Raw genomic sequence first — 12,781 nt, forward strand, 5'->3', positions numbered from 1 at the left:
GACGGTGAAGAACTACGTGTCCAACCTGCTGTCCAAGCTCAACATGCAGCGCCGTACCCAGGTGGCCGCGCTGGCGGCGCGGATGAAGACGGACCGCGACCGGTGAGAGCGCTCCCGCGCTCTCCTGGCCTCACGCCCCCACGCGGGCGCCGGTGACCCGGCGGCGGAAGACCCAGTAGGTCCACCCCTGGTAGAACAGGACGAGTGGGGTGAAGATCACCGCGACCCAGGTCATCACCGTCAGCGTGTAGGGCGTCGAGGCCGCGTCGCGCACGTTCAGGCTGTTGGCCGGGTCGAGCGCGGGCATCACGTTGGGCCACAGGCTGCCGAACAGCGTGACGGTGACCGCGATGATCGCCACCGCGCTGGCCGTGAACGCCCAGCCGTCCCGGCCGCGCAGCGTCGCCAGGAGCGCGCCCGCGATCGCCGCGGCGGCCACCGCGACGGTGACCCAGGTGGCGGCCTTGCCCACGGTGAGCTGGGTGGCCAGCAGGAAGGCGCCGCCCACCAGGAGCGCGCCGACGGCCAGTCTCCCGGCCAGGGCGGCCGAGCGGGCCCGTAGGTCGCCGCCGGTGCGCAGGGTCAGGAACACGGCGCCGTGCAGGGTGAACAGGGTGAGCGTCGCCAGGCCGCCCAGCAGGGCGTACGGGTTGAGCAGGGTGAGCAGCGAACCGGTGTACTCGTGGTCGGCGTCCAGCGGGACGCCCCTGACGATGTTGGCGAACGCCACGCCCCACAGGAAGGCCGGCAGCAGGGAGCCGAGGAACATGGCCCGGTCCCAGCTCCGCGGGCTGTCGCTCTTGCCGCGGTACTCGATGGCCACGCCACGCAGGATCAGCGCGACCAGGATGAGGAAGAGCGGCAGGTAGAAGCCGGAGAACAGGGTGGCGTACCACTCGGGGAAGGCGGCGAAGGTCGCGCCTCCCGCGACGATCAGCCAGACCTCGTTGCCGTCCCAGACCGGCCCGATCGTGGCCAGGATCGACCTGCGGTCGTCGTCGTCCCCGCCGAGGACCGGCAGCAGGACACCGACCCCGAAGTCAAAGCCCTCCAGGACGAAGTAACCGGTCCACAGCAGGGCGATGAGCAGGAACCAGACGGTCGTGAGCTCCATGAACGTTCCTTGGTCAGTAGGACAGGACGGGCGCCTCGCCCGTGCTCTCCGGTTCCGGTTCGTCCTCCGGGCCGCGCCGGACGAACTTCATCAGCAGCGCGACCTCGATCACCGCGAGCACCCCGTAGAGCAGGGTGAACCCGCTGAGGGTGATCGCGGCCTCGGTGACGCCGACACCGGGTGAGACCGAGTCGGCGGTGCGCATCCGCCCGAAGACGGTCCACGGCTGGCGGCCCATCTCCGTGAAGATCCACCCCAGCGAGTTGGCGAGCAGCGGCAGGCCGATCCCCCAGACCGCGACCCAGTACGGCCAGCGGCTCCTGGGCAGCCGGTTCCCCCTGATGAGCCACAGACCGGCCAGCGCGACCAGGGCGGCCAGCACGCCGAACCCGATCATCAGACGGAAGGACCAGTAGGTGAGGCCGATGATGGGCCGGTAGTCACCGGGGCCGTACTTCAGCTGGTAGCGGGCCTGGATGTCGTTGATGCCCTCGACCCGTCCGTGCAGGGTGTCGGTCGCCAGCAGGCTCAGGCCGTACGGGATCTGGATGTTGATGTGGTTCCGGCCGTTGCGGACGTCGCCGACGGCGAAGATCGAGAAGCCTGCGGAGGTCTCGTCGTCCCACAGCGCCTCGGCCGCGGCCATCTTCATCGGCTGCTGCCTGGTCATGATCTGCGCCTGCAGGTGGCCGCTGATCACGACGCCCAGCGCCGCGGCCAGGGTGACGACCATCCCGAGGCGGGCGGCGGGGCGGAACAGGTCCACGTGCCTCTTCTTGAGGAGCTGCCAGGCGCTCACCCCGACGACGAACATCCCGGCCGAGACGAACGCGCCGAAGATGACGTGCGGAAAGGTGATCAGGTTCGTGGAGTTGGTGAGCACCGCCCAGATGTCGACGAGTTCGGCGCGGCCGGACTTCGGGTTGAGCCTGAAGCCGACCGGGTGCTGCATCCACGAATTCGCAGCAAGGATGAAATATCCGGAAATGGTGGTGCCAATCGCCGCCGCCCAGATCGTCGCCAGGTGCAGTCCGGGGGACAGCCTGTCCCATCCGAAGATCCACAGGCCCAGGAAGGTGGATTCGAGGAAGAAGGCGATCAGGCCCTCCATCGCCAGCGGGGCGCCGAACACGTCACCGACGAAACGGGAGTAGTCACTCCAGTTCATTCCGAACTGGAACTCCTGCACGATGCCGGTCACCACCCCCATCGCGAAGTTGATCAAGAAGAGCTTCCCGAAGAACTTCGTCAGCCGCAGGTAGGCGGGCTTCCTCGTGCGGTACCACGCCGTCTGCAGACCGGCCACGACGGCGGACAGGCCGATCGTCAGCGGGACGAAGAAGAAGTGGTAGACCGTCGTTATCCCGAACTGCCAGCGCGACAGGTCCAAGACGTCCATGGGTGGTGCTCCGTCTCACAGATGCCGTCCCGGAACCCGGGAGACCCGCCGCGGAACTGCGGGCCTCCCTTAAAAGGACTTATGTTCTGACCATTACCCCTCAGGCCTTGGCCCGTACCACGGCCACCGGGCAGGAGGCGTGGTGCAGGACCCCGTGGCTGACCGATCCCAGTACGGCCGAGCCGAACCCGCCCAGCCCCCGTGACCCGACGACCACCAGGTCGGCGGCCTTGGAGGCCTCGCCGAGGGCGAACACGGGGTGCTCGAACAGCACCGTCTGCTCGACCTCGACCTCCGGATGCCGCTCCCGCCACGGCGCCAGGATCTCGGTGGCGAGCCGTTCCTCGGTGCCGGAGATGTCCTCGATCAGCGGTGTGTAGGCAACGGAGCCGACCGCCATGACGGGCAGCTGCCAGGCGTGCAGGGCACGCAGCCCGGCGCCGCGGCGGGCGGCCTCCCCGAAGGCGTACTCCAGTGCGGCCTCGGACTCGGGCGAGCCGTCGAACCCGACGACGACTCCGCCGTGCCCTCCGTGCTCCTCGCCCCTGACGACCACGACGGGGACCGCCACGTGCCCGGCCAGCGAGAGTGAGACGGAGCCGAGCAGCAGCCCGGCGAACCCGCCCCGGCCCCGGCTGCCGATCACGATCTGCTCGGCGTCCTCCGCCTCCCGCCGCAGGACCTCGACGGGCCTGCCCTTCTCAAGGGAGGTGGTGACGTCGACGCCGGGGGCGCGCCCGCGCGCGAGGCTCGCGGCGGTCTCCAGCACTCCCCTCGCCTCCTCCGTCAGGGACTCCTCAAGCTCCCTCGGGGTCCCGCGCCGCCAGTCCTCGCGCACGTGGACGATCCGCAGCGCGCCGCCGCGCCGTACCGCGTCCTCTGCCGCCCACCCGACCGCGGCCTCCGCCGAGGGTGAACCGTCGGTCCCCACCACCACATGTGCCGTCATCCCGGCCTCCTGTCACGTCTGTCCTCATCCGATCACCGTCCCGCCCCGGGACTCACCGGCCGAAGGTCCCCTTCGGCCGGGACCTGTGTCCCCTCCCTGGGCGGGACGAACCATCCGGGCGCCCGTGGAGGACACAGCGGGCACGACCGATACGGCGGGTACGGCCCGCCCCGGCTGGGCATATTCAGGGGATCGCCCGCCGGGGTTTCCGCGGGGAGACGAACCGTGGAGACCGGGGGCCCGCGCACACGGATTCGGGGGACGCACATGAATCTCACAGCCGGAGTCACCGCCGCCGCGGCGGGCATCACCGCCCTGGACACCGTCGGCTACCTGGACATGGTCGTGCGCGGCCGTCCCGCGAGCGACGTCCCGGCCGAGGCCGCGGACGAGCTGGCGGGACGGGCCGGGATCGACCTGGGGCACGGCGAGGAGGGCGACAGCAGGCGTACGGGCCTGGGAGCGCTGCTGGGCTACACCGCCGGTCTCGGGGTCGGCGTGCTGTACGGCCTGCTCCCCGGCGGACGGCGCCCGGCGCTGCCGCTGGCCGCGCTCGGGTTGTCACTGGCCGCGATGGCCGCGAGCGACATCCCTCTCGCGGCGGCCGGGGTGACCGACCCGCGGCGCTGGGACGCGGCCTCGTGGGTTTCCGACCTCCTGCCGCATCTCGCCTACGGGCTGACGACGGCCGTGGTCTACGACCGGCTCACCCGCCCTGGCCGCCGAAGGGGAAGGCGCTGACGGGGACGGGAATAGCCGGGAACCGCACCCTGTTCCCGTAGTTGAAACTTCAACCAAGAGGGAGGGCGGCGAGGATCATGCAGTTCGGAATCTTCACCGTCGGAGACGTCACGACCGACCCGACCACGGGCAGGACGCCCACCGAGCACGAGCGGATCAAGGCCACGGTCGCCATCGCGCTCAAGGCCGAGGAGGTCGGGCTGGACGTCTTCGCGACCGGAGAACACCACAACCCGCCCTTCGTGCCGTCGTCGCCGACGACCCTGCTCGGTTACATCGCCGCCAGGACCGACAGGCTCATCCTCTCCACGGCCACGACGCTGATCACCACGAACGACCCGGTCAAGATCGCCGAGGACTTCGCGACGCTGCAGCATCTGGCGGACGGGCGGGTCGACCTGATGCTCGGCCGGGGCAACACCGGCCCGGTCTACCCGTGGTTCGGCAAGGACATCCGCCAGGGCATCCCGCTGGCCATCGAGAACTACGCGCTGCTGCACCGGCTGTGGCACGAGGACGTCGTGGACTGGCAGGGCCGCTTCCGCACCCCGCTGCAGTCCTTCACCGCGACGCCCAGGCCGCTGGACGGCGTGCCGCCGTTCGTCTGGCACGGCTCGATCCGCAGCCCCGAGATCGCCGAGCAGGCCGCCTACTACGGCGACGGCTTCTTCGCCAACAACATCTTCTGGCCCAAGGAGCACTTCCAGCGCCTGGTCGAGCTGTACCGGGAGCGCTTCGCCCACTACGGGCACGGCACCCCGGAGCAGGCGATCGTCGGGCTCGGCGGCCAGGTGTTCATGCGCCGCAACTCCCAGGACGCGGTGCGCGAGTTCCGGCCCTACTTCGACAACGCGCCCGTGTACGGCCACGGCCCCTCACTTGAGGAGTTCACCGAGCAGACCCCGCTCACGGTCGGCAGCCCGCAGGAGGTCATCGACAGGACCCTGACCTTCAGGGAGAGCTTCGGCGACTACCAGCGCCAGCTGTTCCTGATGGACCACGCGGGCCTGCCGCTGAAGACCGTGCTGGAGCAGCTCGACATCCTGGGCGAGGAGGTCGTGCCCGTGCTGCGCAGGGAGTTCGCCGCCGGACGGCCCGAAGGGGTGCCCGACGGCCCGACCCACGCCGCCCTCGTCGCCGCGGAGCGGGAGCGCGACACCGCCGAGGCCCGATAGAAGCCGTACGGAACACGAGAAGGAGAGAACGTTGACAGCCCTGAAGCTCGTCGCCGTCTCGGCGGGTCTCGGCAAGCCGTCCTCGACGCGCCTGCTGGCCGACCGGCTGACCGAGGCGACCAGGAAGCACCTCGAACCGGAGCGCCAGGTCGAGGTGCGCGTGATCGAGCTGCGCGACCTGGCGAGGGACATCGCCAACAACATGGTCACCGGCTTCCCGTCCCCCGCGCTGGACGAGGCGATCGAGGCCGTGACCGGGGCGGACGGCGTCATCGCCGTGACGCCGATCTTCACGGCCTCCTACAGCGGGCTCTTCAAGTCCTTCTTCGACGTGATCGACCACACCGCGCTCGCGGGCAAGCCGGTGCTCGTCGGGGCGACCGGAGGTACGGCACGGCACTCCCTGGCCCTTGAGCACGCCCTGCGCCCGATGTTCGCCTACCTGCGCGCGGTCGTCGCGCCGACGGCCGTCTACGCGGCCTCGGAGGACTGGGGCACGAGCGCGGGCTCGCAGGGGGAGGATCTGGCCACCCGTGTCACGAGGGCGGCCGGGGAACTGGCGGGCCTGATGCGGCACGGGCAGGCGACGACCGGCGCCGGGGAGGCGGTGCCGTTCGAGGAGCGGCTGGCGGCCCTGCGCCTGTGACGGCAGGCCCTCACAACGGGATGTTGCCGTGGTGGCCGCGCTCCCCCGGAGCCCCGGCCAGCGCCTCGGCGACACGGCGGCGGGTCGTGCGCGGGTCGATCACCTCGTCCACCACGCCGAGGTCGATCGCCCTGCGCACACCGCCCGCGTCCCGCTCGTGCTCCTCCACGAGCCTGGCCCGCAGCTCCGCGCGTTCCTCCTGCGGCGCCGCCGCCAGCCGCCTGCGGTGCAGGACCCCGACGGCGGCCTCCGCGCCCATGACCGCGACCTCGGCGTCCGGCCAGGCGAAGACCCGGGTCGCGCCGAGCGCGCGGGAGTTCATCGCGATGTAGGCGCCGCCGTACGACTTGCGCAGGACGACCGTCACCCGGGGGACCCGGGCCTCGGCGAAGGCGTGCAGAAGCTTGGCCCCGCGCCTGACCACCCCGTCCCACTCCTGGGCGACGCCCGGCAGGTAACCGGGGACGTCGGCCAGCACGACCAGTGGAACCCCCAGGGCGTCGCACATCCTCACGAACCTGGCGGCCTTCTCCGCGGAGAGGGCGTCCAGGCAGCCGCCCTTGCGCAGCGGGTTGTTGGCCACCACACCGACGGAGCGCCCGGCGAGACGGCCGAGCCCGACGACGACGTTCGGCGCCCAGCGGGGCTGGAACTCCTCGAACCGCTCGCCCTCGTCCAGCAGGACGCGCACCAGCGGCCGGACGTCGTAGGCCTGCCGGGGAGAGGGGGGCAGCAGCGCCGCGGGGTCGCGGCCCTCGTCGAGGTCGTCGAGGTCGTAGTCTCCCTGGGCACCGAGGGCGAGCGCGATCCGCCGGGCGCGCAGGAGGGCGTCCTCCTCCCCGGCGGCGACCACGTGCACCACCCCCGAGCGGCGGCCGTGGGCGTCGGCGCCGCCGAGCCGCTCCATGTCGATGTCCTCACCGGTCACGCTGCGGACGACGTCGGGGCCGGTCACGAAGACCCGGCCCTGCTCGGACATGACGATCACGTCGGTGAGCGCGGGCCCGTAGGCCGCCGCCCCCGCCGCCGGGCCGAGGACCACGGAGATCTGCGGCACCAGCCCCGAGGCGCGGGTGTTGGCGGCGAAGACCAGCCCCGCGCCGTGCAGCGACTCGACCCCGTCGCCCAGTCTCGCTCCCCCGCAGTGCCACAGGCCGATGACCGGGACGCGCAGCCGTACGGCCTCGTCGACCGCCGCCACGATGTGCCGTGCCCCGGCGATGCCCAGGGCCCCTCCCATGACCGTGGCGTCCGTGCAGAACGCGACCACCGGATGCCCGCCGGCCAGCCCCCTGACCGCGAGCACGCCGCTGCGGTCCTCCGGGTGCAGCGGGGTGACCGATCCCGGGTCGAGCAGCCGGGCGAGCCTGTCCCCCGGGTGCCTGGAATCGCGGCCGATCTCCCCCGGTGCCGCCGCGACAACCGTCATGAAGCGCTCCCGTGTCTTCTCTTTTAACCGCCGATGCTTATTGGCACGCTAGGCGCGGCATCACGGGAACGTCCAATCACGATTCTTAATGAGTAACGACAAAGGAAGCCTTATGGCAGGTCAGAGGCCCAAAAAACCCTCAATCCCGCTTGACTTTGTAGGGAAATGCGTGCGACCTTCGTAGCGTGAACAGGGAAATAACCGCGACCGACCATCCGTGCCGGGACGTACGGCGGGCCGACCGGGCCTGTCGCTGAGTCCCACCGGGTTCCGCCCACGTAACACCGCCGCCCGCCGGAAGAGACCGAACAGGGAGAATCCTTTCCCCCACGGCTGTGCGATCTCACCGAATTCTTGCCGACGCGCCTTTTAATTGCGACGTCCGCTGGGCGGCCACCACCCGCGCCACAACTCCCGGAAGTCGATATCCGGAGCGCGAACGGATCGAAGAAGGCACGACAAGAGGCGGGTTTTCACAATGGCAGGAAATAAGCCGGAGAAGAGCACGCGGCGGGAGCGGAACGGTGGGGAGGCGATCGCGGTCATCGGGCTCGCCTGCAGACTGCCCGGCGCGCCGAACCCGGCGGACCTGTGGGAGCTGCTGCGGTCGGGACACGACGCGACCGGTGAGCCGTCCGAGGGCCGGCTGCGGGCCGACCCCGGGATCGCGGGGCTGCAGGGCGGTTTCCTCGACCGCGTCGACCTGTTCGACGCCGGGTTCTTCGGCGTCTCCCCCCGTGAGGCCGCGGCCATGGACCCCCAGCAGCGGCTCGTCCTCGAACTGGCCTGGGAGGCGCTGGAGGACGCCGGGCTGCCGCCCGCCACGCTGGCGGGGACGGCCTCGGGGGTGTTCCTCGGCGCGATGGCCTCCGACTACGCGACGCTGGTTTACCGGAACGGTGCGAACGCGGTGACCCGGCACACCCTCGCCGGGCTGACCAGGGGAATCCTCGCCAACCGCGTGTCCTACTTCCTCGGGTTGCGCGGCCCGAGCCTGACGGTCGACACGGCCCAGTCGTCGGCGCTGGTCGCGGTGCACCTGGCCTGCGAGAGCCTGCGTTCGGGGGAGTCGGCCGTCGCGCTGGCGGGTGGCGTCAACCTCAACCTCGTGCCGGAGAGCACGGTGACCGCCGACCGGTTCGGCGGCCTGTCCCCCGACGGACGCTGCTTCACCTTCGACGCGCGCGCCAACGGCTACGCGCGTGGGGAGGGCGGCGGCCTGGTCGTGCTCAAGCCGCTCGACCAGGCGCTGGCGGACGGGGACGAGGTGCACGCCGTCATCCTGGGCAGCGCGGTCAACAACGACGGCGCGACCAGCGCCCTGACCGTGCCCGACGCCACGGCCCAGGAGGAGGTCGTACGCCTGGCGCTGGGCAGGGCCGGGATCGAGGGCTCCGCCGTACAGGTGGTCGAGCTGCACGGCACCGGAACCAGGGTCGGCGACCCCGTAGAGGCCGCCGCGCTCGGGGCGGCCCTCGGCGCCGGCCGCCCCGCCGGGCAGCCGCTGCTCGTCGGCTCGGTCAAGACGAACATCGGCCACCTGGAGGGGGCCGCGGGCATCGCCGGGCTGCTGAAGGCCGTGCTGAGCATCCGTAACCGGGAGGTGCCGCCCAGCCTCAACTTCGAGACCCCCAGCCCGCTGATCGACTTCGAGGCGCTGAACCTGCGGGTCGCCTCCGGTACGGCACGGCCCTGGCCCCGCCCCGACGCCCCGCTTGTGGCGGGGGTCAGCTCCTTCGGGGTCGGCGGCGTGAACTGCCACGTCGTCCTGGGCGAGGCGCCCTCCGGCACCCGGGAGGAGGTCACCACGGAACCGGCCGCGGAGGCCGTCGCCGTACCGCTGGTCCTGTCCGCCGGGACGCCCGCCGCGCTGCGCGCGCAGGCCGCGAGGCTGGCCGCCTCCCCCGCACTCGACGGGGACGTGCCGGACGTCGCGTTCTCACTGGCCACCACCCGGACGGCGTTCGGCCACCGGGCGGTGTTCGTGGGGACCGAGGGCGGGGAGCTGCGCGAGCGGCTCAGGGCGTTCGGCGCGGGCGAGCCGGTCAGGGGCTCCGTGCGGGGCACGGCCCGTGAACTCGGCGGAACCGTGTTCGTCTTCCCCGGCCAGGGCGGGCAGTGGGCGGGCATGGGCAGGCGGCTGGCCGAGTCCTCCCCGGTGTTCGCCGGGCACCTGCGGACCGTCGCCGAGGCCCTCGAACGACACGTGGACTGGTCCCTGACCGACGTGCTGTGGCAGAAGCCGGGAGCGCCCTCCCTGGAGCGGGTGGACGTCGTCCAGCCCGCGCTGTTCGCGGTCATGGTCGCGCTGGCCCGGCTGTGGGAGTCGTTCGGCGTCCGCCCCGACGCCGTGATCGGCCACTCGCAGGGGGAACTCGCCGCCGCCGCTGTGACCGGGGCGCTGTCCCTGGACGACGCCGCCGCGATCGTGGTGCTGCGCAGCCAGGCGCTCGCCGCCATCTCCGGGCGGGGCGGGATGGCCTCGCTCCCGCTGCCCGTCGAGCGGGTCCGCGCCACGCTCGCCCGCTGGGAGGGACGGCTGAACATCGGCGCCGTCAACGGCCCCGACACGACCGTGGTCTCCGGTGACGCCGACGCGCTCGACGAACTCGTCGCCCACTACGAGGCCGAGGACGTCCCCGTACGGCGGGTGCGGATCGACTACGCCTCGCACTCCGCGCACGCCGAGGAGGTGCGGGACCGGCTGCTGGAGTTCCTCCCCCGGTACGGCGCGCGCGGCACCGGCGTCGCGTTCTACTCCAGCGTCACCGGAGGTCCGCTCGACACCGCCACGCTCGACGCCGACTACTGGTACCGCAACCTCAGGCAGACGGTCGAGTTCGACCGGGCCGTACGTGGCGCCCTGGCCGACGGCCACACGGTGTTCGTCGAGGTCAGCCCGCACCCGATCCTGTCCACCGGGCTTGAGCGAATCCTGGAGAGCGCCGCGCCCGGCTCCTCCGACGGGGTGGTGACGGGGACGCTGCGGCGTGGCGACGGCGGCCTGGACCGGTTCCTGCTGGCGCTCGCCCACCTGTACACGCACGGCGCCCCCGTCGACTGGACGGCCGCGCTGCGTCCCGGCGCGCGCCGCGTTCCCCTGCCCCTCTACGCCTTCCAGCGCGACCGCCACTGGATCGACGCCACCGAGCCCGTACCGCCGCCGCTCGGCGGGCCACCTGTCCCGGATCCTGTCGCCAGGCCGTCCGGGCAGGCCCGGGAACTGCTCGGCCTGGTCGTCTCGGCCACCGCGGAAGTCCTCGGCCACGAGGACCCGGGGGCCGTCGAGGCGGGCCGTACCTTCAGGGATCTGGGGCTCGACTCGCTCGGCGCCGTCGAGCTGCGCGACAGCCTGTCCTCGGCGACCGGCCTGACGATCCCCACGACCGTCACCTACGACCACCCGACCCCGCTCGCCCTGGCCAGGCATCTGGAGGCGACGGCCGAGGGCCGTACGGCGGACGTTCCCTCCGCCGAGGACGACCGGCGGGGCCAGGAGAACGAGCCGATCGCGCTGGTCTCGATGGCGGGACGGTGGCCGGGCGGCGCCGACACCCCCGAGGCCCTCTGGGAACTGGTGCTCGACGGCACCGACGCGATCGGTGTCTTCCCCGCCAACCGGGGCTGGGACGTGGACGCGCTCCACGACCCCGAAGGCGTACGGCCCGGCACCTCGACCACCCGGGAGGGCGGTTTCCTGCACGACGCCGACCGGTTCGACGCCGAGTTCTTCGGCATCGGCCCCAGGGAGGCCGCCGCGATGGACCCGCAGCAGCGGCTGCTGCTTGAGACGGCGTGGGAGGCCCTCGAACGCGCCGGCATCGTGCCCGAGACGTTGCGGGGCAGCCGCACCGGGGTGTTCGTCGGGCTGACGCCACAGGACTACGGTCCGCGCCTGCACGAGACCGGAGAGGGGGCCGAGGGGTACGCGCTGACCGGCACCACCGCGAGCGTCGCCTCCGGCCGGATCTCCTACGTCCTGGGCCTTGAGGGGCCCGCGGTGACCGTGGACACCGCCTGCTCGTCGTCGCTGGTCGCGCTGCACCTGGCGGTCCGTTCGCTGCGTTCCGGGGAGTCGGACCTGGCGCTGGCGGGCGGGGTGACCGTCATGTCGGCGCCCGGGATGTTCACCGAGTTCTCCCGGCAGGGCGGGCTCGCCCCTGACGGCCGCTGCAAGGCCTTCTCCGGCGCCGCGGACGGCACCGGCTGGGCGGAGGGCGTCGGCCTCCTGCTGGTCGAGCGGCTGTCGGACGCCCGGCGCAACGGGCACCGGGTGCTGGCCGTGATCCGGGGCACCGCGATCAACCAGGACGGCGCCTCCAACGGCCTCACCGCCCCCAACGGCCTCGCGCAGCAGCGGGTGATCCGGCAGGCGCTCAGGGACGCCGCGTTGACCTCAACCGACGTCGACGCCGTCGAAGCCCACGGCACCGGAACCACCCTCGGCGACCCGATCGAGGCGCAGGCGCTCATCGCGGTCTACGGCAAGGACCGCCCCGAAGACCGGCCCCTGTGGCTGGGGTCGCTGAAGTCCAACATCGGCCACACCCAGGCCGCCGCGGGAGTCTCCGGTGTCATCAAGGTCGTGCAGGCCCTGCGGGAGGGGATCCTGCCCAGGACGCTGCACGCCGACCAGCCGTCCGAACACGTCGACTGGGCCGGGGGCGGGGTCCGGCTGCTGACCGAGAACGTTCCGTTGCCCCGGAACGGACGGCCCCGCCGCGTGGGTGTCTCGTCGTTCGGGATCAGCGGCACCAACGCCCACGTCATCATCGAGCAAGCCCCGGAAACACCCCCGGAACCCCGCGACGAACAGCCCAACCCCGCCCCCGTCGCGCTTCCCCTGTCGGCCCGCTCGGCGGCGGCGTTGGCGGCCCAGGCCTCCCGCCTGGCCGACCACCTGGAAACCCACCCCGAGCTGCGCCCCGAGGACGTCTCCCACTCCCTGACCACCACCCGCGCCACCTTCGAACACCGCGCGGTCGTCCTCGGCGACACACCCGCCGAACTGGCCGGAAAGCTACGGGCGCTCACCGACTCCCACCCCGCCAAAGGCACACCCCGGGTGACGTTCCTCTTCGCCGGCCAGGGCAGCCAACGCACCGGCATGGGCCGAACCCTGTATGACACCTACCCCGCCTTCGCTCACGCCTTCGACCAGGTCACCGCCCTGTTCGACCGGCACCTCCCTGTTGCGTTGAAGGACGTCATCTTCGACCCCGCCCACGAGGAGCTGCTCAACCACACCCTCTACACCCAACCCGCCCTGTTCACCCTCCACACCGCCCTGCACCACCTGCTCGCCTCCTGGAACATCCACCCCACCGC

The 12,781-nt window shown here is 72.0% G+C and carries 8 protein-coding genes and 1 pseudogene; 5 read left to right on the forward strand and 4 right to left on the reverse strand.

All coding sequences use genetic code 11. The annotated features are described in order from the left end of the window. Positions 1 to 106 (forward strand): annotated as a pseudogene (locus ACIBVQ_RS40255) (DNA-binding response regulator); the annotation flags it as partial. Between the two features lie 24 nt (positions 107 to 130). Here ACIBVQ_RS40255 and cydB read toward each other — a convergent pair. The 3 genes from cydB to ACIBVQ_RS40270 all read right to left on the reverse strand — a co-directional run bounded on the left by cydB (position 131) and on the right by ACIBVQ_RS40270 (position 3,462). After that, positions 131 to 1,114: a cytochrome d ubiquinol oxidase subunit II gene (cydB, locus tag ACIBVQ_RS40260; protein WP_352015781.1), complete on the reverse strand. Its 984-nt coding sequence runs from the start codon at positions 1,112 to 1,114 to the stop codon at positions 131 to 133. 13 nt (positions 1,115 to 1,127) lie between these two features. Then, positions 1,128 to 2,513: a cytochrome ubiquinol oxidase subunit I gene (locus tag ACIBVQ_RS40265; protein WP_399184208.1), complete on the reverse strand. Its 1,386-nt coding sequence runs from the start codon at positions 2,511 to 2,513 to the stop codon at positions 1,128 to 1,130. A 100-nt stretch (positions 2,514 to 2,613) separates the two neighbouring features. Further along, the gene (locus ACIBVQ_RS40270; protein WP_399184210.1) at positions 2,614 to 3,462 is read right to left on the reverse strand and encodes a universal stress protein; all 849 of its coding nucleotides are present in this window, start codon (positions 3,460 to 3,462) and stop codon (positions 2,614 to 2,616) included. 267 nt (positions 3,463 to 3,729) lie between these two features. Between ACIBVQ_RS40270 and ACIBVQ_RS40275 the strand changes: the two genes are divergently transcribed. The 3 genes from ACIBVQ_RS40275 to ACIBVQ_RS40285 all read left to right on the forward strand — a co-directional run bounded on the left by ACIBVQ_RS40275 (position 3,730) and on the right by ACIBVQ_RS40285 (position 6,024). Then, positions 3,730 to 4,203: a hypothetical protein gene (locus ACIBVQ_RS40275; RefSeq protein WP_362771932.1), complete on the forward strand. Its 474-nt coding sequence runs from the start codon at positions 3,730 to 3,732 to the stop codon at positions 4,201 to 4,203. Positions 4,204 to 4,280: 77 nt separating this feature from the next. Then, entirely contained in the window at positions 4,281 to 5,378 is a 1,098-nt protein-coding gene (locus ACIBVQ_RS40280; protein ID WP_352015785.1) for an LLM class flavin-dependent oxidoreductase, read from the forward strand. 31 nt (positions 5,379 to 5,409) lie between these two features. Beyond that, on the forward strand, positions 5,410 to 6,024 hold the full coding sequence (locus tag ACIBVQ_RS40285) for an FMN reductase (RefSeq protein WP_352015786.1): 615 nt from the start codon (positions 5,410 to 5,412) through the stop codon (positions 6,022 to 6,024). Positions 6,025 to 6,034: 10 nt separating this feature from the next. Here the strand turns inward: ACIBVQ_RS40285 and ACIBVQ_RS40290 are convergent, their stop codons facing one another. Next, on the reverse strand, positions 6,035 to 7,453 hold the full coding sequence (locus tag ACIBVQ_RS40290; RefSeq protein ID WP_399184213.1) for an acyl-CoA carboxylase subunit beta: 1,419 nt from the start codon (positions 7,451 to 7,453) through the stop codon (positions 6,035 to 6,037). Between the two features lie 478 nt (positions 7,454 to 7,931). Here ACIBVQ_RS40290 and ACIBVQ_RS40295 point away from each other — a divergent pair. Then, positions 7,932 to 12,781, forward strand: a 4,850-nt coding sequence (locus tag ACIBVQ_RS40295) for a beta-ketoacyl synthase N-terminal-like domain-containing protein (protein ID WP_399184215.1), incomplete at its 3' end; no start/stop codon positions are given.

Origin of the sequence: Streptosporangium sp. NPDC049376, from assembly GCF_044466505.1 — a bacterium.
Classification (GTDB): domain Bacteria; phylum Actinomycetota; class Actinomycetes; order Streptosporangiales; family Streptosporangiaceae; genus Streptosporangium.

Excerpts from the sequence above, each read along its gene's own strand:
- cydB (WP_352015781.1), bottom strand. The coding sequence starts at position 1,114 with ATGGAGCTCACGACCGTCTGGTTCCTGCTCATCGCCCTGCTGTGGACC.
- ACIBVQ_RS40265 (WP_399184208.1), bottom strand. The coding sequence starts at position 2,513 with ATGGACGTCTTGGACCTGTCGCGCTGGCAGTTCGGGATAACGACGGTC.
- ACIBVQ_RS40270 (WP_399184210.1), bottom strand. The coding sequence starts at position 3,462 with ATGACGGCACATGTGGTGGTGGGGACCGACGGTTCACCCTCGGCGGAG.
- ACIBVQ_RS40275 (WP_362771932.1), top strand. The coding sequence starts at position 3,730 with ATGAATCTCACAGCCGGAGTCACCGCCGCCGCGGCGGGCATCACCGCC.
- ACIBVQ_RS40280 (WP_352015785.1), top strand. The coding sequence starts at position 4,281 with ATGCAGTTCGGAATCTTCACCGTCGGAGACGTCACGACCGACCCGACC.
- ACIBVQ_RS40290 (WP_399184213.1), bottom strand. The coding sequence starts at position 7,453 with ATGACGGTTGTCGCGGCGGCACCGGGGGAGATCGGCCGCGATTCCAGG.